This is a genomic window from Bacillus sp. LR--39, from assembly GCF_053613335.1.
Window position 1 is genome coordinate 1 of record NZ_JBSIOT010000005.1, and the last position, 22420, is coordinate 22420.

At 44.3% G+C, this 22420-nt stretch carries 38 protein-coding genes and 1 pseudogene; 3 read left to right on the plus strand and 36 right to left on the minus strand.

Annotated elements, in window-relative coordinates:
* Positions 1-272: 272 nt before the first annotated feature.
* Positions 273-1037, plus strand: a complete 765-nt coding sequence (gene pdaB / locus ACWHAR_RS18230) for a polysaccharide deacetylase family sporulation protein PdaB (RefSeq protein WP_011996204.1) — start codon at positions 273-275, stop codon at positions 1035-1037.
* Here the strand turns inward: pdaB and kbaA are convergent, their stop codons facing one another.
* A complete protein-coding gene (kbaA, locus tag ACWHAR_RS18235; protein WP_007410420.1) occupies positions 1038-1634 on the minus strand; it encodes a KinB-signaling pathway activation protein in 597 nt (198 codons plus the stop codon).
* Between the two features lie 107 nt (positions 1635-1741).
* Here kbaA and gerD point away from each other — a divergent pair, with 107 nt between their 5' ends.
* A complete protein-coding gene (gene gerD, locus ACWHAR_RS18240; RefSeq protein ID WP_007615280.1) occupies positions 1742-2299 on the plus strand; it encodes a spore germination lipoprotein GerD in 558 nt (185 codons plus the stop codon).
* A 32-nt stretch (positions 2300-2331) separates the two neighbouring features.
* On the opposite strand, the gene ACWHAR_RS18245 is transcribed toward gerD, so the two are convergent.
* The 3 genes from ACWHAR_RS18245 to ACWHAR_RS18255 all read right to left on the minus strand — a co-directional run bounded on the left by ACWHAR_RS18245 (position 2332) and on the right by ACWHAR_RS18255 (position 4681).
* Positions 2332-3384, minus strand: coding sequence for an Mrp/NBP35 family ATP-binding protein (locus ACWHAR_RS18245; RefSeq protein ID WP_032872244.1), 1053 nt, complete (start codon positions 3382-3384; stop codon positions 2332-2334).
* A 79-nt stretch (positions 3385-3463) separates the two neighbouring features.
* Positions 3464-4177, minus strand: a complete 714-nt coding sequence (gene cwlD, locus ACWHAR_RS18250; RefSeq protein WP_007615278.1) for an N-acetylmuramoyl-L-alanine amidase CwlD — start codon at positions 4175-4177, stop codon at positions 3464-3466.
* 60 nt (positions 4178-4237) lie between these two features.
* Complete coding sequence (locus ACWHAR_RS18255; protein WP_032872241.1) at positions 4238-4681, minus strand: DUF2521 family protein; 444 nt, start codon at positions 4679-4681, stop codon at positions 4238-4240.
* 130 nt (positions 4682-4811) lie between these two features.
* On the opposite strand from ACWHAR_RS18255, the gene ACWHAR_RS18260 reads away from it, so the two are divergent.
* The gene (locus ACWHAR_RS18260) at positions 4812-5285 is read left to right on the plus strand and encodes a DinB family protein (RefSeq protein WP_032872239.1); all 474 of its coding nucleotides are present in this window, start codon (positions 4812-4814) and stop codon (positions 5283-5285) included.
* A 13-nt stretch (positions 5286-5298) separates the two neighbouring features.
* Here ACWHAR_RS18260 and ACWHAR_RS18265 read toward each other — a convergent pair whose 3' ends face one another.
* The 32 genes and pseudogenes from ACWHAR_RS18265 to rplV form a co-directional block, all read right to left on the minus strand.
* The gene (locus ACWHAR_RS18265; RefSeq protein ID WP_007410414.1) at positions 5299-6066 is read right to left on the minus strand and encodes a class I SAM-dependent methyltransferase; all 768 of its coding nucleotides are present in this window, start codon (positions 6064-6066) and stop codon (positions 5299-5301) included.
* A gap of 137 nt (positions 6067-6203) precedes the next feature.
* Entirely contained in the window at positions 6204-6596 is a 393-nt protein-coding gene (rpsI, locus tag ACWHAR_RS18270; protein WP_003225846.1) for a 30S ribosomal protein S9, read from the minus strand.
* A 20-nt stretch (positions 6597-6616) separates the two neighbouring features.
* Positions 6617-7054: a 50S ribosomal protein L13 gene (gene rplM / locus ACWHAR_RS18275; protein WP_003225844.1), complete on the minus strand. Its 438-nt coding sequence runs from the start codon at positions 7052-7054 to the stop codon at positions 6617-6619.
* Positions 7055-7213: 159 nt separating this feature from the next.
* Positions 7214-7957, minus strand: coding sequence for a tRNA pseudouridine(38-40) synthase TruA (truA, locus tag ACWHAR_RS18280; protein WP_032872237.1), 744 nt, complete (start codon positions 7955-7957; stop codon positions 7214-7216).
* 12 nt (positions 7958-7969) lie between these two features.
* Positions 7970-8767 (minus strand): energy-coupling factor transporter transmembrane component T family protein, encoded by a 798-nt coding sequence (locus ACWHAR_RS18285; RefSeq protein WP_007410412.1) that lies wholly within the window; start codon positions 8765-8767, stop codon positions 7970-7972.
* Entirely contained in the window at positions 8764-9633 is an 870-nt protein-coding gene (locus tag ACWHAR_RS18290) for an energy-coupling factor ABC transporter ATP-binding protein (protein WP_007615263.1), read from the minus strand. Before ACWHAR_RS18290 ends, ACWHAR_RS18285 begins: the two co-directional genes overlap by 4 nt.
* Positions 9609-10454 carry an energy-coupling factor ABC transporter ATP-binding protein gene (locus ACWHAR_RS18295; protein ID WP_032872235.1) on the minus strand — a complete coding sequence of 282 codons (846 nt, stop codon included), beginning with the start codon at positions 10452-10454 and terminating at the stop codon, positions 9609-9611. Before ACWHAR_RS18295 ends, ACWHAR_RS18290 begins: the two co-directional genes overlap by 25 nt.
* Positions 10455-10585: 131 nt before the next feature.
* A complete protein-coding gene (gene rplQ, locus ACWHAR_RS18300; RefSeq protein ID WP_003156550.1) occupies positions 10586-10948 on the minus strand; it encodes a 50S ribosomal protein L17 in 363 nt (120 codons plus the stop codon).
* A 77-nt stretch (positions 10949-11025) separates the two neighbouring features.
* Positions 11026-11970, minus strand: a complete 945-nt coding sequence (locus tag ACWHAR_RS18305) for a DNA-directed RNA polymerase subunit alpha (RefSeq protein ID WP_003156549.1) — start codon at positions 11968-11970, stop codon at positions 11026-11028.
* Between the two features lie 176 nt (positions 11971-12146).
* Entirely contained in the window at positions 12147-12542 is a 396-nt protein-coding gene (gene rpsK / locus ACWHAR_RS18310; protein WP_003156547.1) for a 30S ribosomal protein S11, read from the minus strand.
* Positions 12543-12566: 24 nt separating this feature from the next.
* Positions 12567-12932 carry a 30S ribosomal protein S13 gene (gene rpsM, locus ACWHAR_RS18315; protein ID WP_003156545.1) on the minus strand — a complete coding sequence of 122 codons (366 nt, stop codon included), beginning with the start codon at positions 12930-12932 and terminating at the stop codon, positions 12567-12569.
* Between the two features lie 22 nt (positions 12933-12954).
* Positions 12955-13068 carry a 50S ribosomal protein L36 gene (gene rpmJ / locus ACWHAR_RS18320; protein ID WP_003156543.1) on the minus strand — a complete coding sequence of 38 codons (114 nt, stop codon included), beginning with the start codon at positions 13066-13068 and terminating at the stop codon, positions 12955-12957.
* Positions 13069-13101: 33 nt separating this feature from the next.
* Complete coding sequence (gene infA / locus ACWHAR_RS18325; protein WP_003156508.1) at positions 13102-13320, minus strand: translation initiation factor IF-1; 219 nt, start codon at positions 13318-13320, stop codon at positions 13102-13104.
* Positions 13298-13579 (minus strand): annotated as a pseudogene (locus ACWHAR_RS18330) (KOW domain-containing RNA-binding protein). The gene infA and the pseudogene ACWHAR_RS18330 overlap by 23 nt, the downstream one beginning before the upstream one ends.
* A gap of 64 nt (positions 13580-13643) precedes the next feature.
* A complete protein-coding gene (gene map, locus ACWHAR_RS18335; protein ID WP_007410408.1) occupies positions 13644-14390 on the minus strand; it encodes a type I methionyl aminopeptidase in 747 nt (248 codons plus the stop codon).
* On the minus strand, positions 14387-15040 hold the full coding sequence (locus ACWHAR_RS18340) for an adenylate kinase (protein ID WP_007410407.1): 654 nt from the start codon (positions 15038-15040) through the stop codon (positions 14387-14389). The genes map and ACWHAR_RS18340 overlap by 4 nt, the downstream gene beginning before the upstream one ends.
* Before the next feature lie 51 nt (positions 15041-15091).
* On the minus strand, positions 15092-16387 hold the full coding sequence (gene secY, locus ACWHAR_RS18345; protein ID WP_007615246.1) for a preprotein translocase subunit SecY: 1296 nt from the start codon (positions 16385-16387) through the stop codon (positions 15092-15094).
* Position 16388: 1 nt separating this feature from the next.
* Positions 16389-16829 carry a 50S ribosomal protein L15 gene (gene rplO / locus ACWHAR_RS18350; protein WP_007410405.1) on the minus strand — a complete coding sequence of 147 codons (441 nt, stop codon included), beginning with the start codon at positions 16827-16829 and terminating at the stop codon, positions 16389-16391.
* Between the two features lie 30 nt (positions 16830-16859).
* Positions 16860-17039 (minus strand): 50S ribosomal protein L30, encoded by a 180-nt coding sequence (gene rpmD, locus ACWHAR_RS18355; protein ID WP_003156497.1) that lies wholly within the window; start codon positions 17037-17039, stop codon positions 16860-16862.
* A gap of 13 nt (positions 17040-17052) precedes the next feature.
* Positions 17053-17553 (minus strand): 30S ribosomal protein S5, encoded by a 501-nt coding sequence (gene rpsE, locus ACWHAR_RS18360; protein ID WP_003328273.1) that lies wholly within the window; start codon positions 17551-17553, stop codon positions 17053-17055.
* Positions 17554-17577: 24 nt separating this feature from the next.
* Positions 17578-17940, minus strand: coding sequence for a 50S ribosomal protein L18 (gene rplR / locus ACWHAR_RS18365; protein ID WP_003156492.1), 363 nt, complete (start codon positions 17938-17940; stop codon positions 17578-17580).
* A gap of 34 nt (positions 17941-17974) precedes the next feature.
* Complete coding sequence (gene rplF, locus ACWHAR_RS18370) at positions 17975-18514, minus strand: 50S ribosomal protein L6 (RefSeq protein ID WP_003156490.1); 540 nt, start codon at positions 18512-18514, stop codon at positions 17975-17977.
* Between the two features lie 30 nt (positions 18515-18544).
* Positions 18545-18943: a 30S ribosomal protein S8 gene (gene rpsH, locus ACWHAR_RS18375; protein WP_003156489.1), complete on the minus strand. Its 399-nt coding sequence runs from the start codon at positions 18941-18943 to the stop codon at positions 18545-18547.
* Between the two features lie 31 nt (positions 18944-18974).
* Positions 18975-19160, minus strand: a complete 186-nt coding sequence (rpsN, locus tag ACWHAR_RS18380; protein ID WP_003156488.1) for a 30S ribosomal protein S14 — start codon at positions 19158-19160, stop codon at positions 18975-18977.
* Between the two features lie 22 nt (positions 19161-19182).
* A complete protein-coding gene (gene rplE, locus ACWHAR_RS18385) occupies positions 19183-19722 on the minus strand; it encodes a 50S ribosomal protein L5 (RefSeq protein WP_003156487.1) in 540 nt (179 codons plus the stop codon).
* Positions 19723-19748: 26 nt separating this feature from the next.
* The gene (gene rplX / locus ACWHAR_RS18390; RefSeq protein WP_003156486.1) at positions 19749-20060 is read right to left on the minus strand and encodes a 50S ribosomal protein L24; all 312 of its coding nucleotides are present in this window, start codon (positions 20058-20060) and stop codon (positions 19749-19751) included.
* Between the two features lie 36 nt (positions 20061-20096).
* Entirely contained in the window at positions 20097-20465 is a 369-nt protein-coding gene (rplN, locus tag ACWHAR_RS18395; protein WP_007410404.1) for a 50S ribosomal protein L14, read from the minus strand.
* 40 nt (positions 20466-20505) lie between these two features.
* A complete protein-coding gene (rpsQ, locus tag ACWHAR_RS18400; RefSeq protein WP_003156484.1) occupies positions 20506-20769 on the minus strand; it encodes a 30S ribosomal protein S17 in 264 nt (87 codons plus the stop codon).
* Between the two features lie 22 nt (positions 20770-20791).
* Positions 20792-20992 (minus strand): 50S ribosomal protein L29, encoded by a 201-nt coding sequence (gene rpmC, locus ACWHAR_RS18405; protein WP_003156482.1) that lies wholly within the window; start codon positions 20990-20992, stop codon positions 20792-20794.
* Positions 20982-21416 (minus strand): 50S ribosomal protein L16, encoded by a 435-nt coding sequence (gene rplP, locus ACWHAR_RS18410; RefSeq protein WP_003156478.1) that lies wholly within the window; start codon positions 21414-21416, stop codon positions 20982-20984. The genes rpmC and rplP overlap by 11 nt, the downstream gene beginning before the upstream one ends.
* A 1-nt stretch (position 21417) precedes the next feature.
* Complete coding sequence (rpsC, locus tag ACWHAR_RS18415; RefSeq protein WP_003156476.1) at positions 21418-22074, minus strand: 30S ribosomal protein S3; 657 nt, start codon at positions 22072-22074, stop codon at positions 21418-21420.
* A gap of 3 nt (positions 22075-22077) precedes the next feature.
* The gene (gene rplV, locus ACWHAR_RS18420) at positions 22078-22419 is read right to left on the minus strand and encodes a 50S ribosomal protein L22 (RefSeq protein ID WP_003156475.1); all 342 of its coding nucleotides are present in this window, start codon (positions 22417-22419) and stop codon (positions 22078-22080) included.
* Position 22420 lies beyond the last annotated feature (1 nt).

A 22420-nucleotide genomic window follows, 5' to 3' on the forward strand; every position in this document is an offset into this window, starting at 1 on the left:
TGTCTTGTTTAGTTTTCAAAGATCATTACCGCTTGTTGAAGCAGCTTTATTATCTTACCACTCAGCTTCTTTTATGTCAACAACTTTTTTCAAGTTGTTTCCGAAGCTTTTTGTTGTTGTCTGCTGTTCATCAGCGACGTTTAATAATATACCATGCATTCTTTAAATTTAGCAAGTGTTTTTTTCATTTTTTTAAAACGTATTTCGTTATATTCATCTCCGCCGCAGCATACGATGTAATCAAGCATGGACAAGATAAGGAGGCGTCATCAGTGAATCACTTCTACGTGTGGCACATCAGAAGGATAAAACAGCTGCTTATTATTATCATTGCCGCATTTGCAGCAGCCAGCTTTTTTTATATACAGAGAGCCGTCCCCCTTCCTGTATTTTTAACTGATAGCGGCCCGAAGGCTATTTCAAAAGGGGAGACGAAAGCGGGCGAAGTCGCATTAACATTCGATATCAGCTGGGGCGACGAAAAAGCAGTTCCAATTCTGAACGCGCTAAAAGCAAACGGTATTAAAAACGCCACTTTTTTTCTGTCAGCTTCTTGGGCGGAACGGCACCCGGACACAGTTGAACGTATGGTAAAAGACGGACATCAAATCGGCAGCATGGGATATGCGTATAAGAATTATACCAACCTAGAGGACAATGAAATAAAAAAAGATATCCTCCGGGCCCAGACTGCATTTAAAAAGCTGGGAGTGAAGAATGTTCATTTACTCCGCCCGCCGACCGGACAATTTAATAAAAAGGTTCTTACCATTGCACAGCAGTACCACTATTCAGTGGTTCATTACAGCGTTAACTCGCAGGATTGGACAAATCCCGGCCCTGATAAAATCATTGAAAATGTAAACAGTCATATAAAAGGCGGCGACATTGTCCTGCTGCACGCCTCTGATTCAGCAACACAGACTGAAGAAGCGCTCCCCGCCATTATTCACAATTTAAAGCAAAAAGGACTGAAAAACGTGACCGTCGGCGACCTGATCGCAAATACTGACGTCAAGTCATCAGAAGTGAAATAACTACCTCTGGGCAAACTTCGGCAGCATTAACAGCTGAAACGCATTGCAGCCCATCAGCGGAATCAGCATCAAATAAAGCCAGTCCTCATTATTCACTCGTAGCGCAGGAACCCATTCAAGCGCTGTAATAACGACCATTAAAAATAATGATGAAACGAACGTATTTTTTGAGGACTGCTTTTGTTTTATATACGCCGTCAACAGGCCGACGGCAAGCAGAGCCAGCGGCAGCCAGACAAACCCCGCAATCGAGTCATCCCGCTCTCCGAAAAACAAAAATCTGACGTACATTAAATCAAAAGCGACAAACAGAATGATAAACAGCTGAAGCAGATTCCAAAGCGAGCTTGATCTGAGAATTTCAAGGGCAAACCGGTGCACCGTCAGAAAAACGAAGAATCCCATCTGGCTGATCACACTGAAAATCATGCCTACCCCGATAAACCAGATCAGAACGGAGAAAATCTGACCGGCCTCAAAATTCAGAAAGAACCCCTTGTACTCCCCCCACTTCAGAGCAAATCCCACGACGCTTGTAATAAGAGCGCCCACAGCTAAAATCGAAAAGAAAAATCGAACAAGCCCGCGGCTTTTCATCTCTTATTCATCCCCCTGACAATCGCGTTCAGCGATATTTTGTTATGTATAAATCCATTCCGATGAATCATATTAAAAATAAGTACAAGTAAGGAAGGAGCTTATGCATGTCAAAAGCCAAAACGCTATTGATAAGCTGTTTTGTTGTATTATCTGTAACAGCTTGTGCTCCAAAAGACCAAGCAGCGGATATGGATTATGACCAGACTAAAAAAATGGTTGTTGATATATTAAAGACCGATGATGGAAAAAAAGCAATTAAGGAAATATTAAATGATGATGCGATGAATGAGGCATTGGTGATTGATCAAAATGCCATTAAAGGCACAATAGAGAAAACCCTCACCTCTAAAAAAGGGGCGGAGTTCTGGAAAACCATCTTTGAAGACTCAAAGTTCGCCGAGAGCTTTGCAAAAACTCTTCAGCCCGAGCATGAAAAAATCATAAAAAAACTGATGAAAGACCCTGATTATCAGAAAAGTTTTATGCAGATCATGCAGGACCCCGGCATGGATAAAAAATACTATGAGCTGGTGAAAAGCCAAAAATTCCGCAGTTACTTAGAAGATGTAATTACAGAGACACTTTCCAGCCCGCTTTTCAAAAAGCAATTCGAGGATGAATTGAAAAAAGCGGCTTCAAGCTCTGAAAAAGAAAGCCAATAAAAGGCCGGGCCGTGTTGATCCCGGCCCCTTTTTTATTCAGCTGTTTTTTCAATGACTTTCTGGGCGATCCCCATATAAATTTTCCCGATCGGATGACTTCTGTCATAGACAGAAGGCGCAAATTGATCCTTGTCCCAATCAGGCTGTTTTAAAGGAATTCTGCCAAGCAGCGGCACTTGCAATTCCTCTGCAAGCTTATCTCCCCCACCTTGACCGAACACATATTCTCTCTCGCCGGTTTTTGCACTTTCATAGTAAGCCATATTTTCAATGACCCCTACAACTTCATGATCGGTCTTAATCGCCATAGAACCCGCTCTCGCCGCTACAAATGCGGCTGTAGGGTGCGGCGTTGATACGATAATCTCTTTGCAGCTCGGAAGCATCGTGTGTACATCAAGCGCCACATCACCCGTGCCGGGCGGCAGATCAAGAACGATATAGTCAACCTCTCCCCAGTCAACTTCATGGAAGAAGTTATTCAGCATCTTGCCCAGCATCGGCCCTCTCCACACAACCGGAGCGTTTTCTTCGACGAAAAAGCCCATCGACATAACCTTTACTCCAAATCTTTCGACAGGAAGCAGTTTTTCTCCTTCTACTGTCGGGCGAACTGTAATACCCATCATGTCCGGCACGCTGAATCCGTATATATCCGCGTCAATCAAGCCGACTTTTTTTCCGAGCCGCGCAAGAGAAATGGCCAGGTTGACGGAAACCGTTGATTTGCCGACACCGCCTTTTCCGCTTGCCACCGCAAGAAAGACCGGCGGGTGTTTCCTATTCAGCAGGGTTTCGCTTTCAGCAGCCGGCCGGCTGAATTTTGCCAATGTTTCTTCCGGCAGCTCTTCAAACCGCAGTCCCACAGTTTCCGCACCCGCTTCTTTCAGAACGGATACGATTTCCTGCTGAATACCCATCTGTTCAGCCGTCCCCGTTTTTGCCAATGCAATTTTTACACTGACATGCCGTTTTTCCGGCTTGATCTTTACTTCTTTAATGGCATCCAATTCTCCCAGCGGTCTATGAAGAAAAGGTTCGCGCATGTTTCCGACTATATTTCTTACTTCATCTTCTCTTATCATCGAACCCTCACCCTTTGTGTATTCGTTTACAAATGGTATTATACCATATATTAAACATAGAATCGGCGAAAAACCCTCCTTACTCGGGAGGGTCTCCTTTCTCTGTAAAATATCTCAATACGCCCTTATACACGGAAGAAGCGATTTTGTCCTGATATTTGGGCTGGCCGAGCCTTTTCGCTTCCGCGGGATTGGACAGAAATCCGATTTCCACCAGCGCGCCCGGTTTGGTTACATTCTGCATTAAGTAAATGCCGTGTATCCGTTTCGCCTTTCTCGTTGTATTCTCCAAATTGATTCTCAATTCGTCCTGTATATATTTTGCCACTTTTTCATTTTCTTCGTATTTTCCATAGTAGAAGCTTTGGGCGCCGCTCCATCTCGGTGACGGTATGGCGTTCAGATGAATGCTGATATAAAGCTCCGCCTCTGAACGGTTGATGATTTCCACGCGCTTTCTCAGATCTTCCGCTTTGCGTCTGCTGTAGCCTTTCGTCCCTTCAGGAGCTAAATCAGTATCCGTCTCCCGCGTCATAATGACCAAAGCTCCCTGCTCCTGCAAATAGTCTCTTACCCTGGAGGCCACTTCGAGAGTAATGTCCTTTTCAAGGTGACTGCCTCCCGTGGCGCCTCCGTCCGGCCCGCCGTGTCCCGGATCGAGATAGATGATTTTCCCGCTCAGAGGCAGACTCCACGGCCGCCAAGAATCATCATTTTGGAATTGAAACCGGAATAAACACAATAATATGATAAAGCCAAGTAAAAAACCGAGCCATTTCAGCTTTTTTGTCATACCTTTCCCTCCCGCTTGTCCCCGTTATTAATAAGTATGGGACAAGGGAAGAAATTATGATTACCTCATGCGGAGCTTACATTGTTTTTCTCTTTGCAGAAATCCTTCCGTCCACCAGCTGTTGATAAACCGGCAGGACGCTTCATAGATTTCTTTTTGTTTAACGGAAGAATATTGCTCATGCGTCCAATTGCAAAGATATTCAAAAAAATCGACCGTCAGTTCTTCCTCTTCCTCAGCCGAACGGGCGTTTGCCCTCTGCAAAGACTCACCATAATAGCCAAAGACGCCGAACCTGCCGCCTAATAAATACGCTTCAATTGCAAAATCTATGCATCCTTCACTCAGAATGCCGTGTTCGTCTTGAAGAAAGGGAAACAAAGGGGTAAGACATGCTTTTACGGACTGAATGATCTGCGTCAGTGACAGCTCCTTTAGTAAACTCTTCTCAAGCTCAAAATCCTTCTGCCGTTTCACGTCTGAAAAAGATAATACTTCTGCCATTGCCAGCCACGCTCCTTTTTACTGTTATTTTGAAAGGAAAAGGGAAAAAGCATGCTTTGTTGATAGTGGAAATCCTCCCAAATGAAGGAGTTTTATGTTAACTGGAAGAATAAAGAGCTGAGGTGACGTGATGAAAAAGCTGTTTCAATACAATTGGACGGTGCGTGACGAGTGGTTTATGATATGTGAAAAGCTGAGCCGGGAGGAACTGACGAAAACCCGGACGGGCGGAATGGAGAGCATCTTGCGGACTTTATTTCATATCATTGATGTCGAGATCAGCTGGGCTCGTGCCATTTTAGGTAAAGATGATGTTTTACCTGCTGAGTCTGACTATACGAGCATTCAGGATCTCAGAAAGCTGTCTGAACAGCATCGGGAGGATGTCATTCATGCGGTCTCCCTCAAAGGACCGGATCTTGTTAAGCCGGACTGGATGGACCAAACCTTTCCTAAAGAAGATATTCTCCGCCACATCCTTGCGCATGAGATTCACCATATGGGACAACTGTCGGTTTGGGCCAGAGAAATTGGAATAGAACCGGTTTCGGCTAATGTGATCAGCCGTCCGCAGGAAAAAGCCGCAAAAAAACAGCACCTCTGACGGGATGCCGTTTTTATATTTTAATGCTTCTTGTTACGGAGTATGTATTAATGTATTCATCCAGCACGAGGCCGCCTTTGTCCTCGTAAAAACCGGCAACCATGAAGCCTGCGTCAATCTGACCTTTAATTTGATCCTCCAGCGTATGGCCGAATTCAAGCGCTTCATGATTATCAATAAGTTCCTTTACCTTTTTCTTACTCAGGTCTTTTTCATCCGAAAACGGAATGGAATACTTTACTTTGAGTACACCTTCCTGCTCTAAATCCATATCAAATAAGAACACGACGGGATTTACAAAACCGGAGACTAAAGACCCGCCTTTTTTCAATACGCGATGAGCTTCTTTCCATACCGGAAGAACCGTATCAACAAAGCAATTCGATACCGGGTGCACGATAAAATCAAATGACTCATCATCAAAACAGCTCAGATCATTCATGCTGCCTTTGACAGTCCGAAGCGTAAGATCGTCCCGCTCGGCAACCATTCTGTCTTGCGCAAGCTGTTTTTCCGAATTGTCAAAGATGGTCACGTCCGCTCCTGCAGCAGCAAGGACCGGCCCTTGCTGTCCTCCTCCTGAAGCGAGACAAAGAACCTTCAGACCGTCTATGGGCGGAAACCAATCCGCCGGCACATCTTTTCCGGGGGTCATTCTGATGCTCCAATTGCCTTTTTTCGCTTCACCAATCGTATGAGAATCAACCGCAACCGTCCATTCATTGCCTGTTTCGACTTTTTTATCCCATGCCTTGCTGTTATGTATGACTAACTTATTCATTATAACTGCGCTCCTTATTGGTAATGAATAGAGTATAACAAACAATTCTAGAAAAACATCGGATAACCTCTTGAATATGAGAAAAAAATACAAAAAAACCACAACCAAGAAGTTGTGGTTTTTGCCATCCAAAACGATTAACGTTTTGAGAACTGAGGTGCACGACGAGCGCCTTTAAGACCGTATTTTTTACGTTCTTTCATACGAGCGTCACGAGTCAGAAGACCAGCACGTTTAAGTGTTGCACGGTATTCTGGATCTGCTTCAAGCAAAGCACGAGCGATACCATGACGGATTGCTCCAGCTTGACCAGATAAGCCGCCTCCATGTACGTTTACTAAAACATCATAAGTACCAGCTGTTTCAGTTAAAGTTAATGGTTGTTTGATATCTTCGATTAGAGCTGGAGATGGAATGTGCTCGCTGATTTCACGATTATTAACGACGATACGACCTTCTCCTGGAACTAAGCGCACACGCGCTACAGAACTTTTACGACGGCCAGTACCGTAATATTGAACCTGTGCCAAATTGGTAACCTCCTTTTTAATTAACCGCGAAGTTCGTAAACTTCAGGTTTTTGTGCTTCATGTGGATGCTCAGAACCACGGTATACGTTCAATTTTTTGAACATTTGACGACCTAGAGAACCTTTTGGAAGCATGCCTTTGATAGCAAGCTCAAGCATTTTCTCAGGGTAGTTTGTACGCATTTCAAGAGCAGTTCTTGATTTTAATCCGCCTGGATGTTGAGTGTGACGGTAGTAGATTTTGTCAGTTAACTTTTTACCAGTTAACTCGATTTTTTCAGCGTTGATGATGATCACATGATCTCCAGTATCAACGTGCGGTGTGTAAGTCGGTTTGTGTTTCCCGCGAAGGATAGATGCAACTTCTGTAGAAAGACGTCCTAAAGTCTTGCCAGCTGCATCAACAACTAACCACTTGCGTTCAATAGTACTTGCGTTAGCCATAGGTGTTGTACGCATTGAATTTCCCTCCTAAATGATCTGTCATTTTCAATAATCTTCGATTACGTTCTATTTCACAACACAATAAGTTCCGGGGCTTATCGTGGGGTTGAAATACATACCATATGATATCTTATAACTTTATGCAGACTCTGTCAAGAAAATGTTACACCTGGTTTAGTTGTCATAGCAAACGCTCCATAAATACAGCCCGTGCCCCGGTGCGGTGCGCCCCGCGGCTTCGCGATCTTTCGCTTCGAGCATTGCTTTTACATCATCGGGAGAAAATTTTCCAGCTCCTGTATCCAATAACGTTCCGGCAATGATTCTGACCATATTATAGAGAAAACCGTTACCGGTGATCCGCATCTGCAGGCCGTCTCCGGTCTCAGTCCAATCCAGCTCGTAAATCGTTCTGACCTTATCCTGAACCGCGGTATCAGCCGCGCAAAAGCTTGTGAAATCATGTGTCCCGATGAGGTGCCTTGAAGCTTCCCTCATTTTCTGCACATTAAGCGGATATGCAAAATGGTAAGCGTAATGTCGTTTAAATACGTCCGGGTGTTTCTCCGTATATACAATGTAGCGATATTCCTTTTGGACCGCGCTAAATCGTGCATGGAACCCATCATCCGCAATCTCTGCTGTTTTGACGGCAATATCATCAGGCAGCAGGGCATTGAGCGCAAACGGCCATTTCTCAGCCGGGATGGACAGCGGCGTATCAAAATGAATGACCTGCCCGGCAGCATGAACATCGCTGTCCGTGCGGCCGGATGAGTAAACAGGCACTCTGCCGTCCGTTTTATGGATGACGGCCAGCGCTTTTTCCAATTCACTTTGAACGGTCCGCTTTCCAGGCTGAACCTGATACCCGTTAAATAAATGCCCGTCATAAGCAATGGTACATTTCACTCTCATTCAGCAGCACCTCTAACTTCTTAAGAAAAACAATAACACGGCTAATACCATGATGAGCAGAATAGCTCCGGTATCCTTTCCGGTCCAGACAAGCTTTCTGTATTTCGTTCTCCCCTCACCGCCCTGGTAGCCTCTCGCCTCCATGGCGACCGCGAGCTCTTCTGCGCGTTTAAAGGCGCTGACAAACAGCGGGACAAGCAGCGGAACAACCGCTTTGATTCTGTCTTTCACCGGGCCGCTTGTAAAGTCCGCACCCCTCGCCATTTGCGCCTTCATGATTTTATCTGTCTCTTCCATCAATGTCGGGATAAATCGCAATGATATCGACATCATCAATGCGAGTTCGTGTACGGGCAGCTTCACCTTTTTAAAAGGGTTCAGCAGCTGCTCCATTCCATCTGTTATTTCAATCGGCGTTGTTGTCAGCGTCAGCAGCGTCGTCATAAAGATAAGGTAAACGAAACGGAGGGAGATAAAAATACCCTGTATAAGTCCGCCCTCATACACTTTAAACCAGCCAAGCTGAAAAATGACAGATCCTTCATGCGTCATGAAAATGTGTAATAAAAAGGTAAACGCCACAATCCAGATAATCGGCTTAAGCCCCTTCAGCAAAAAGCTGAACGGCACTCGTGTTAAGGCAATCACCCCGAATGTAAACAACCCGAGTAAAGCGTACGTCTGTACGTTGTTTGCCAAAAAAACAATACATACAAAAAGAAAGATGCTGACAAGTTTTGTTCGCGGGTCCAATCGGTGAATAAGCGATGATCCGGGAACATACTTTCCGATAATCATGCTGTCCATCATTGGTCCTTTTCCTCCTGAAAGAAAGCCTTAATTTCACTGGCGGCATCCTGCAGGGTCAGCATGGGTTTCTCATACTTGACGCCGAGAGCCTTCTCAAGCCGTCTCTGAAACTTCACCGATTCAGGAAGATCCAGGCCCATTTCGGACATCTCTTCACCTTTTACAAACAAGTCACGCGGACTCCCCGTCGCTTTAATGGTTCCTTTGTGCATGACGATCATCTCGTCGGCATAACGGGCGGCGTCCTCCATGCTGTGGGTGACGAGAACGGTTGTCAGGTTTCCCCGCTGATGAAGCGCATAGAACATGTCCATAATGTCCTGGCGCCCTCTCGGATCAAGACCGGCCGTCGGTTCATCCAAAACCAGCACTTCCGGCTCCATCGCGAGAACGCCGGCAATCGCCACTCTGCGCATCTGGCCGCCGCTGAGCTCAAATGGTGAACGATCCAAAATGTCTTCCGGAAGGCCCACAAGCCCCAGCATTTCTTTGGCTTTCCGTTCAGCGTCTTCTTTTTTTACACCGAAATTCATCGGTCCGAATGCGATGTCCTTCAGCACAGTCTCTTCAAACAGCTGATGTTCGGGAAATTGGAAAACGATTCCGACTTTTTTTCGTAAAGTCTTAAGGTCTTTATTCTTTTTACCGGCTGCCAGAATCGTGCTCCCGAGTTCAAGCTGTCCTTTAGTCGGTTTCAGCAAACCGTTTAAATGCTGCAGGAGCGTCGATTTGCCCGACCCTGTATGCCCGATGACGGCAACGTAGCTGCCCTCTTTTATTACGGCATTGATATCATACAGAGCAAGCCGTTCAAACGGTGTCTTCATTTGATAGCGGTGTTCTACATCTTTGATTTTAATGTCCACAGCTCATTCACCAGCCCTTCCTGAGTCAGATGGTTTTTCGTTAACGCCAGTCCGCTTTCTTTCAAAAGCAGGCTGAGCTGGAATGAGAAAGGCAAATCAAGACCGATGCGAACCAAGTCTTCGTTTAATTTAAAAATCTCTTCAGGCGTGCCCTCTGCATATTTCCTGCCGCCGTTCATCACAATGATCCTGTCCGCCCTTGCGGCTTCTTCCAGATCATGTGTTATCGAAATGACGGTGGCCATGCCCTGATCTTTTAAGCGTCTGACAGTATCAAGGACTTCTTCTCTCCCAATCGGGTCAAGCATGGATGTCGCTTCATCCAAAATCATAATATCAGGACGCGCGGCAATAATTCCTGCGATCGCCACTCTTTGTTTTTGACCTCCGGAGAGATGGTGCGGCTCTTGATCAAGAAAATCCTGCATATTGACTTGTGTGACAGCCCAAACTACTCTCTCAATCATTTCTTCGCGCGGAACACCATTGTTTTCTAAACCAAAAGCCACATCATCGCGAACAGTCGTTCCGACAAATTGGTTATCGGGATTCTGAAAGACCATCCCTATTTTTTTTCGCACATCCCACACGGTATCCTCAGTCAGCTTGATGCCGCCGACTTCAATTTCTCCGGCCTCAGGCAAAATCAGTCCGTTCAGCGCTCTGGCCAAAGTCGACTTCCCTGAACCGTTGTGGCCTACGATAGCAAGCCATTCTCCTTCGTATACCTCCAGACTCACACCGTCCAGCGCCGGTCTTTCCGCATCTTTGCGGTATCGGAATAGAATGTCTTTTACGGATATAAGCTGTTTTTGATCCACGGGCGCCTGGCCTCCTCTCAGCTATAGCTCTGCTTGTCTGTCTCATGATAAAAAGTTCTGATATCTAAAAAAAGGGCATAGATCCAGTTAGAAACTGTCCCGCCCTTCTTTAGATACACAAAAATATGTGATTAAACCAATTCGATGATTGCCATTGGTGCACCGTCACCACGGCGAGGACCAAGCTTCATAATACGTGTGTATCCGCCTTGGCGCTCCTCGTAACGAGTTGCAATGTCAGAGAACAATTTTTGAAGTGCATCTTGGTTATTTTCCTCATTAGCAACCTCGTTGCGAATGTATGCAGCAGCTTGACGACGAGCATGCAAGTCACCGCGCTTACCAAGAGTGATCATCTTTTCAACAACAGAGCGAAGTTCTTTCGCACGTGTTTCAGTTGTTTCAATTCTTTCGTTGATGATCAAATCTGTTGTAAGATCACGAAGCATAGCTTTACGCTGTGAACTCGTACGTCCTAGTTTTCTGTATGACATGTGATGTCCCCTCCTTTAATGGAATGCTGTTTCTAAATAAAAAACACACGAAAATCCTAGTTCACATGGAAACTAGATCAATCGTCTTTGCGAAGGCCGAGTCCAAGTTCTTCAAGTTTCGCTTTCACTTCTTCAAGTGATTTGCGTCCCAGGTTGCGAACTTTCATCATATCTTCTTCCGTCTTGTTCGCAAGTTCTTGAACCGTGTTAATGCCCGCACGCTTCAAGCAGTTGTAAGACCGGACAGAAAGATCAAGTTCCTCAATCGTCATTTCAAGAACTTTCTCTTTTTGATCCTCTTCTTTTTCAACCATGATTTCAGCATGCTGAGCTTCGTCAGTTAAACCGACGAATATATTAAGGTGTTCAGTTAAAATCTTTGAACCGAGCGCAATTGCTTCCTTCGGTCCAGTGCTTCCGTCAGTCCAAACATCAAGTGTAAGTTTGTCATAGTTTGCAACCTGGCCTACACGAGTGTTTTCTACCTGATAAGATAAACGAGAAACTGGCGTAAAGATTGAATCGATCGGAATCACGCCGATTGGCTGATCGTCTCTTTTGTTCGAATCAGCAGGTGTATACCCACGTCCTCTTTGTGCAGTAAGGCGAACTCGGAAACTCGCATTCTCACCAAGAGTCGCGATATGAAGATCCGGATTAAGGATTTCAACATCGCTGTCGTGTGTAATATCAGCTGCTGTGACAGTTCCTTCGCCCTGTACATCAATTTCAAGCGTCTTCTCTTCATCAGAGTAGATTTTCAATGCAAGCTTTTTAATGTGCAAGATTATCGTTGTAACATCTTCCACAACGCCTTCGATTGTCGAGAATTCGTGCAGTACACCATCTATCTGGATCGATGTTACAGCGGCACCAGGGAGTGAGGATAAGAGGATACGACGTAAGGAGTTACCCAGAGTTGTACCATATCCACGCTCAAGCGGCTCTACGACAAACTTACCAAATTTGGCATCGTCGCTGATTTCAACCGTTTCGATTTTTGGTTTTTCAATCTCGATCATTACTTAAAACCCTCCTTCAAAACGTCGAAACCTCGAATAGAATCATATGAGATTCCATCCGAAATTCCCCATTGTTTAGTCCCGTATGTGCTCAGGCAACGAGTCGGTGCATTCGTTTCATAAATAACTGTATCATAACCCATTATTGACAGGGACACAAAATCTATACAAACAAATTACACGCGGCGACGTTTTGGTGGACGGCATCCATTATGAGGAACAGGAGTTACGTCTCTGATAGCTGTAACTTCAAGCCCGGCAGCTTGTAAAGCACGGATTGCAGCTTCACGGCCAGAACCTGGTCCTTTAACAGTTACTTCAAGAGTTTTAAGTCCGTGTTCGATTGAACCTTTAGCAGCTGTTTCAGCAGCCATTTGCGCAGCAAAAGGAGTAGATTTACGAGAACCTCTGAATCCTAGAGCTCCGGCACTTGACCAAGAAATAGCATTACCATGAGTATCAGTGATCGTAACGATCGTGTTATTGAAAGTTGAACGAATATGAGCGATTCCTGACTCAATATTCTTTTTCACGCGACGTTTACGCGTGTTTTGTTTACGAGCAGCAGCCATTGTTTAGGTACCTCCCTTACTTACTTATTTTTTCTTGTTAGCTACAGTACGACGCGGACCTTTACGAGTACGCGCATTGTTTTTAGAGTTTTGTCCGCGAACAGGCAAACCTCTGCGATGGCGGATTCCGCGGTAGCTTCCGATTTCGATCAGACGCTTGATGTTAAGAGAAACTTCACGGCGAAGGTCACCTTCTACTTTCAGTTTGTCAATAACATCACGGATTTTACCAAGTTCTTCTTCAGTAAGATCACGCACACGAGTATCTTCAGAAACACCAGCCTCTTTCAAGACTTGCTGAGCCGTTGTGCGGCCAATTCCGAAGACATATGTTAAAGAAATAACAACACGTTTGTCACGTGGGATATCTACACCAGCAATACGAGCCATTCTCTGGGCACCTCCTTATTAATTATCCTTGTTTTTGTTTATGCTTTGGATTTTCACAGATCACCATTACTTTTCCTTTTCTGCGAATAACTTTACATTTTTCGCAGATTGGTTTAACTGATGGTCTCACTTTCATGTGTTTCCAACCTCCTTCAGTTTCCGGAGTGCTTTATTTGTAACGGTACGTAATCCTGCCACGAGTTAAGTCATATGGAGATAATTCTACCGTAACTTTGTCTCCAGGTAAAATGCGAATGAAGTGCATGCGGATTTTACCAGATACGTGAGCCAAAACCGTATGGCCATTTTCGAGTTCAACTTTGAACATCGCGTTTGGCAGTGTTTCGACAATCGTACCTTCCACTTCAATTACATCGTCTTTCGCCATTCAAGTGTTCTCCCTTCTTCAAATCAGTAACTTGCTCTCTGACAAATTTCAAAAGAGAAAATCTCAGTTATCCGTTTGTCACACGCCCTGTTTCGTTTATACTGTTCTGAACTTCCGGAGATACGCAATCATAAAGGGTGAATGATTGATATTCTTTTTCTAAGGAGAATGAAATGTACGCTTTCTCCGTCTGCTTTAGTACACGATGATGAATCTTCATTCCGATGACAGCAGCTAGCCGGTTTTTCTTCCGACCAATTGTAAACCTACAATCTGCCCAGGTGCGGAATGAAAAACATGTGTCAAGGAATTCATTTCATCATCTAGACTTTTGTCAGTATATCAAAACCCGTTTCCGTAATCGCAATCGTATGTTCAAAATGAGCACACTTTTTCCCATCTACCGTTACAACCGTCCAGTTGTCAGCCAATGTTTTCACATACCGGCTGCCAGCGTTAACCATCGGTTCTATAGCGAGAACCATACCAGGCTTCAGCCTAGGTCCTTTGTTTGGCGGACCGTAATGAGGAATTTGCGGATCCTCATGCAAGTCTTGACCAACACCATGTCCGACATACTCCCTAACAACTGAAAACTGCTCATTTTCGACATACGTTTGTATTGCGTGGGAAATATTCGACAAACGTTCACCTGGTTTTGCTTCCTTCAAGCCTTTATATAAAGACTCCTCTGTCACTTCCAGCAGTCGTTTATCATCATCACTGATGTTTCCTACCGGATATGTCCAAGCAGAGTCACCATGATAACCATTTAATTTAGCACCGATATCAATGCTGATAATGTCACCGTCACGCAAAACCCTTTTACCGGGAATTCCGTGAACGAGTTCTTCATTAACTGATACACAGATGCTCCCGCGAAACCCATTATACCCCTTAAAAGATGGGATTGCACCCTGCTTCTCAATAAAACGTTCGGCAATTTGATCCAATTCTTTTGTCGAGATTCCTGGTTTAATGTGCTTTTTCATCTCTTCATGAGTCAAAGCCACGATTCGCCCTGCTTCCCGCATGATGCCAAGCTCACGAGGGGTCTTACAGATAATCATTTGCTCAATCCTCCAAGAAGCTCTTTCACATCTTTGTACACGTCGTTAATGTCCTGCTGGCCATTGACGTTGACAAGATACCCTTTCTCAGAATAAAAATCGAGTAAAGGCTGAGTCTGCTTCATGTTGACCTCAAGCCGTTTTGAGACGGTTTCCTCATTATCATCTGCCCGTTGATAAAGGTCTCCTCCGTCTTTATCACAAACACCCGGCGTTTTCGGCGGATTGAAAACCAAATGGTAGGTTGTGCCGCAAACACTGCAAATTCTGCGTCCAGTCAAACGTTCCATTAAAGAGTCTTTGTCTACTTTAATGTTAATGACATAATCAATCGGCTTGCCGTATTCCTCAAGAATGTTTTCAAGAGCTTCAGCCTGAGCGACTGTTCGCGGAAATCCGTCCAGAAGAAAACCTCTTTCACAATCATCTTTGCCGAGTCTTTCTTTGACAATGCCGATTGTGACTTCGTCCGGTACGAGCTCGCCTTTATCAATATAAGACTTTGCTTCGAGTCCGAGTGGTGTTTCTTCTTTCATAGCAGCACGGAACATATCTCCCGTTGAGATATGAGGTATCCCATAATCCTCAACAATTCGTTCTCCCTGTGTGCCTTTACCGGCTCCAGGAAGTCCCATTAAGACTAAGTTCATTCGGATTTCCCCCGTCCTCTCTTATTTAGAGGAATGGTTAAAACCAGTCCTCTAATTTTTCATAAATCCTCGGTAATTACGTTTCACTAACTGGCTCTCCAGCTGCTTCATTGTCTCCAAGGCTACCCCGACGACAATTAACAATGATGTTCCGCCAATCTGTGCACTTTGAGGCAATCCAGCGAATTGAATGAAAAAGATAGGAAGAATGGAAATCACGGCTAAGAATATAGAACCCACAAACGTAAGTCGATACAAAATGCTCGTAATTCTATCTTGAGTCATTTTCCCTGGACGAACCCCCGGGATATAGCCACCCTGTTTTTTTAGGTTATCAGCCATTTGTTCAGGGTTTACCTGCACAAAAGCATAGAAGTACGTAAAGGCGATAATTAATGCGACATAAACCGCCATGCCCACCGGATGTGTATTGTCAAAGTTGGCTTGAATCCACTTTGTCACATTGTTTTCTCCGAAAAATGACGCGATAGTACGCGGCGTAATAAGAAACGCAACCGCAAAGATTACCGGAATAACCCCTGCCGGATTCACTTTAAGCGGAAGGTGAGTTGACTGGCCTCCGCCAACAGGTGAACGACCTTGCCCTTTTGCATATTGAATCGCGATTTTGCGTACGGCCTGCTGAATGAATATAACACCAACAATAACGGCCAAAATCGCAATCACCAGTAAAGCGATTTTTACAATATGAATAAACAGCTGATCGCTGCTGCCGACAAATTGAGTCTCATAAATCTGCCCAACAGTTTTCGGAATACTAGCCACAATCCCCGCGAAGATGATGATCGAAATTCCGTTACCTACTCCATTGGAAGTAATTTGTTCTCCCAGCCACATTAAAAAAGCAGTTCCTCCAGTGAGTACTAAAGCAATAATCAGATATGTCGATATGCCGGATTTCTCAATCAGCATACCGTTTGCCAGGTTGTTAAACCCGTAAGACATACCTAATGCCTGGATAAAACCAAGCACAATCGTAAAATATCTCGTGAACTGAGCTAATTTACGGCGGCCGACTTCACCTTGCTTAGACCACTCGGTAAACTTCGGCACAACATCCATCTGAAGCAGCTGAATGATGATCGAAGCAGTGATGTAAGGCGTAATTCCCATCGCAAAAATGGAGAACTGATAAAGCGCACCGCCGCCAAATGTATTAAGGAGATCAAAAACCCCCATCGAACTTTGTGTCTGCAACGCCTGAGCATTTACATATGGCACAGGGATAAACGCACCTATGCGAAAGACGATAAGCATGAGTAATGTAAAAATGATTTTATTCCGAATATCACTCACACGCATAAAGTTGGAGATTGTCTTAAACAAGTTAGATCACCTCAGCTGTACCGCCAGCAGCTTCAACAGCTTCTTTCGCAGAAGCAGAGAATTTATTGGCTTTTACAGTTAATTTTTTCTCTAATTTACCGTTGCCAAGAATCTTTACTCCTGCATTAAGTTTGCTAATAACACCAGTCTCAAGAAGAAGTTCAGGAGTGACTTCCGTTCCTTCCGCAAAACCGTTCAATTTGTCTACGTTCACAATAGCGTAATCCTTACGGTTGATGTTTGTAAAACCGCGTTTAGGAAGACGTTGGAATAAAGGCATTTGTCCCCCCTCGAATCCAGGGCGTACACCGCCGCCAGAACGAGCGTTTTGACCTTTGTGACCTTTACCAGCTGTTTTACCGTTACCAGAACCAATACCACGACCTACGCGATTGCGTACTTTACGTGAACCTTCTGAAGGCTTTAATTCATGAAGTTTCATTAGGACACCTCCTTAGCCTATAATTTATTTTTATTGTTCTTTAACAGAAACTAGATGAGATACTTTATTAATCATACCGCGGATCGCAGCGTTATCTTCATGAACGACAGTTTGGTTTGTTTTCTTTAAACCAAGTGTTCTTACAGTAACGCGCTGATCTTCCGGGCGACCGATTACACTGCGTTTGAGGGTAATTTCTAATTTAGCCATTAATGTTCCCTCCTTATCCTAACAGTTCTTCTACAGATTTTCCACGAAGCTTCGCAACGTCTTCGGCACGTTTAAGCTCACTTAAACCTTGAAGTGTTGCACGGATCATGTTGATCGGTGTGTTAGAACCTAAAGACTTAGAAAGGATATCAGCAACGCCAGCAAGCTCAAGTACCGCACGTACAGGGCCTCCAGCGATAACTCCAGTACCTTCAGAAGCAGGTTTCAACAAGATATTGCCTGCACCGAAACGTCCGATGATTTCGTGTGGAATCGTAGTTCCAACCATTGGTACTTCAATCAAATTCTTTTTCGCATCTTCAACAGCTTTGCGGATTGCTTCAGGTACTTCTTGTGCTTTACCAGTACCGAAACCTACGTGACCGTTTTTGTCACCGACAACGACTAGAGCTGCGAAACGGAAACGACGACCACCTTTAACAACTTTCGCTACGCGGTTAACCGTAACTAAGCGTTCTTCTAACTCTAATTTGCTTGGGTCAATACGACGCATAATCATGTGTCCCTCCTTTTTTTATTAAAATTTCAGTCCGGCTTCACGAGCTGCATCGGCCAGAGCTTTTACACGTCCATGGTATAAGTATCCGCCGCGGTCAAATACTACGTCAGAAACACCTTTCTCAGAAGCGCGTTTCGCAACGAGTTCACCGACTTTAGCAGCAGCAGCGCTGTCACCAGTGCTTTCCACGTTCAAATCTTTATCGAGAGTAGAGGCACTAGCAAGTGTAACGCCATTTACATCATCGATGATTTGAGCATAAATGTGTTTGTTTGAACGGAACACATTCAGACGAGGTCTTTCAGCTGTGCCTGAAAGTTTAGCACGAACACGGGCATGTCTTTTTTGACGAGCAGCATTTTTGCTAGTTTTCGTAATCATCCTTAGGTCACTCCTTTCTTCACTTTAAGCGGTCTTACTTAGCAGATTTACCTTCTTTACGGCGAACAACTTCACCTTCGTAGCGGATTCCTTTACCTTTGTAAGGCTCTGGAGAACGTACAGCGCGGATGTTAGCAGCGATAGCTCCTACACGCTCTTTGTCTGTACCTTTTACAACTACTTTAGTTTGAGAAGGAACTTCGATTTCGATGCCCTCTTCAGGAACAATCTCAACAGGATGAGAGTATCCAACGTTTAAAACAAGTTTGTTTCCGGATTTAGCCGCACGATAACCGACACCGACTAATTCCAAACCTCTTTCAAATCCTTTAGATACGCCTTCAACCATGTTTCCAAGCAGACTGCGAGTCGTACCATGCAGCGCACGGTGCTCTTTGTGATCAGAAGGACGAGTAACTGTAAGCACGTTGTCCTCAATTTTGATTTCCATATCAGGATGGAAAGTACGAGTTAATTCTCCTTTTGGTCCTTTTACAGCTACAGTGTTGCCTTCGTTCAGCGTTACTGTAACTCCAGAAGGGATCTCAAGCAGTTTTTTTCCTACACGAGACATACTAAAACACCTCCATTCTTGTTAAACTTCTTACCAAACGTATGCTAGAACTTCTCCACCAGCTTGTTTTGCACGGGCTTCTTTGTCCGTTAAAACACCTTGTGATGTAGAAATAATCGCGATTCCAAGACCGTTAAGTACGCGAGGTACTTCATTTGATTTAGCGTATACACGCAAACCTGGTTTGCTGATTCTTTTAAGACCAGTGATAACGCGCTCGTTGTTTTGTCCGTATTTCAAGAAAACGCGGATGATACCTTGTTTGCTGTCTTCTACGAACTCAACGTCACGAATGAAACCTTCACGCTTTAAAATGTCAGCAATTTCTCTTTTCAATTTAGAAGCAGGAATTTCAAGCTTCTCATGACGTACCATGTTTGCATTGCGAATACGAGTCAGCATATCTGCAATTGGATCTGTCATAACCATTATATAATTACCTCCTTCCCATTCTTGGGGATTACCAGCTGGCTTTTTTCACGCCAGGAATTTGTCCTTTATATGCAAGCTCACGGAAACAAATACGGCAAAGTTTAAATTTACGAATGACTGAGTGCGGACGTCCGCAGCGTTCACAGCGAGTGTACTCTTGCACTTTAAACTTTGGTGTACGTTGTTGTTTCGCAATCATTGACTTTTTAGCCACGATTTCGCCTCCCTTTCATTGATTATTTCTGGAACGGCATACCTACTTGAGTTAATAGCTCACGAGCCTCTTCGTCAGAGTTAGCAGTCGTTACAATAACGATGTCCATTCCGCGAACCTTTGTTACTTTATCGTAGTCAATTTCAGGGAAGATTAACTGTTCTTTGATACCAAGAGTGTAGTTTCCGCGACCGTCGAAAGATTTCTTAGAAATCCCGCGGAAGTCACGTACACGCGGTAAAGATACAGAAATAAGTTTATCAAGGAAATCATACATGCGCTCTCCGCGAAGAGTTACTTTCGCACCGATAGGCATTCCCTCACGAAGACGGAATCCAGCAATTGATTTCTTCGCACGAGTAACGACAGGTTTTTGACCTGCGATAAACGTTAATTCTTCAACAGCACTGTCGATTGCTTTCGCGTTTTGAACAGCATCACCAACACCCATGTTGATTACGATTTTTTCGATTTTTGGCACCTGCATAACAGAGTCGTAGTTGAACTTCGTCATTAAAGCAGGTGAAATTTCTTTATTGTACTTTTCTTTAAGGCGGTTCATGAGATAGACCTCCCTTCCTTTAAATACTATTTATCTAAGACTTGCCCAGATTTTTTTGCAACACGAACTTTTTTGCCATCTTCCACTTTGTATCCTACGCGAGTCACTTCACCTGTTTTAGGATCGAGCGGCATAACGTTTGATACATGAATTGGCGCCTCTTGATTAGAAATACCGCCTTGAGGGTTTGCTTGAGTTGGTTTAGAGTGCTTCTTCACCATGTTTACACCCTCAACTAGAACGCGGTCCTTTTTAGGGAAAGCAGCAAGGATTGTACCTTGTTTGCCTTTATCTTTACCAGAGATAACCATTACTTTATCGCCTTTTTTCACATGCATCCTGATCGCACCTCCTTGAGTAAGGCATTTATTTCATTAGATAACTTCTGGAGCCAGAGAAACAATTTTCATGAAGTTGTTTTCACGTAATTCACGGGCAACCGGTCCGAAGATACGAGTTCCACGCGGGCTCTTGTCGTCACGGATGATAACACATGCATTCTCATCGAAGCTGATGTATGATCCGTCAGTTCTGCGTGCTCCGCTTTTTGTGCGAACGATAACAGCTCTTACGACTTCACCTTTTTTGACAACGCCTCCTGGTGTTGCTTGTTTAACCGTGCAAACAATTACATCACCAATGTTAGCCGTTTTACGTCCAGAACCGCCAAGAACTTTAATAGTAAGTACCTCACGCGCACCGGAGTTGTCAGCAACTTTTAAACGAGTCTCTTGTTGAATCATTATTTGTTACCTCCCTTCGGAAAAAGAATTCCGAACTTTATTAGATAATAACAGCTTCTTCGACAACTTCTACTAGACGAAAACGCTTAGTTGCAGATAATGGACGAGTTTCCATGATCTTTACGATGTCTCCGATTTTAGCTTGGTTATTTTCATCATGTGCTTTGAATTTCTTCGAGTATTTTACGCGTTTACCGTAAATAGGATCCTTTTTGTATGTTTCAACAACAACAGTGATGGTTTTATCCATTTTGTCAGAAACAACACGGCCTTGGTAAACTTTGCGTTGGTTACGTTCGCTCATGCTCACGACCTCCCCTCAGTGATTATTTGTTGGCAGCAATTTCTCTTTCACGAATCACAGTTTTCATGCGCGCGATAGCTTTGCGCACTTCACGAATGCGAGCAGTATTTTCAAGTTGTCCTGTCGCTAATTGAAAGCGAAGATTGAAAAGTTCTTCTTTAAGAGACTTTACTTTTTGTTCAATTTCAGCAGTGGTAAGGTCACGAATTTCATTAGCTTTCATTTGATTCACCACCAATTTCTTCACGTTTTACGAACTTCGTTTTAATTGGCAATTTGTGAGATGCAAGACGAAGAGCTTCACGAGCTACCTCTTCAGACACACCAGAAATCTCAAATAAAACTTTGCCCGGTTTTACAACAGCTACCCAGCCTTCAGGAGCCCCTTTACCGGAACCCATCCGTACCTCAAGCGGTTTAGCAGTGTAAGGTTTTGAAGGGAAAATTTTAATCCAAACTTTACCGCCACGTTTCATGTAACGAGTCATCGCAATACGTGCAGCTTCGATTTGGCGGTTCGTGATCCAAGAAGCTTCAAGAGCCTGGATACCGTACTCACCAAAATGTACTTCAGTACCGCCTTTAGCGCGACCGCGCATTTTTCCGCGATGCTCTCTGCGATATTTAACGCGTTTTGGTAATAACATATTATTTTCCTCCTTCCTCAGTTTTCTTCTTAGTAGGAAGAACCTCTCCACGATAGATCCAGACTTTTACACCAAGCTTACCGTAAGTTGTGTCAGCTTCAGATGTTGCATAGTCGATGTCAGCACGTAAAGTGTGCAATGGAACAGTTCCTTCACTGTAGTATTCAGAACGAGCAATGTCAGCTCCGCCAAGACGACCGGAAACCATTGTTTTCACACCTTGTGCTCCAGCACGCATAGTGCGTTGGATTTGTTGTTTCTGCGCACGGCGGAAAGAAATACGGTTTTCTAGTTGACGAGCGATGTTGTCAGCTACAAGCTGAGCATCAAGATCTGCTCTTTTGATTTCAAGAATGTTAATGTGTACACGCTTGCCAGTAAGGCTGTTAAGGGCTTTACGAAGTGCTTCAACTTCAGATCCGCCTTTACCGATTACCATACCAGGCTTAGCAGTGTGGATCGTAATGTTAACGCGGTTTGCTGCGCGCTCGATTTCTACTTTAGAAACAGAAGCGTCAGAAAGGCGTTTGCTAATGAATTCACGAATTTTTAAATCTTCGTGCAGGAAGTCAGCGTAATCTTTACCAGCGTACCACTTAGATTCCCAATCACGAATGACTCCGATACGAAGACCGACTGGATTTACCTTTTGACCCACTACTTATCCCTCCTTCTTTTCTGATACAACGATTGTAATGTGGCTCGTACGTTTGTTGATTTGGCTCGCACGTCCCATAGCACGCGGGCGGAATCTTTTTAACGTTGGGCCTTCGTCAACAAATGCCTGAGAAATAACCAGATTGTTAGCGTCCATCTCGTAGTTGTGCTCAGCATTTGCGATAGCAGATTTTAAAACTTTTTCGATGATCGGAGAAGCAGCTCTCGGAGTTAAGTTCAGGATAGATACTGCTTCGCCTACTTGCTTACCTCGAATCAGGTCCATTACTAGACGTGCTTTACGAGGAGCAATACGGACTGTTCTTGCAACAGCTTTAGCTTGCATT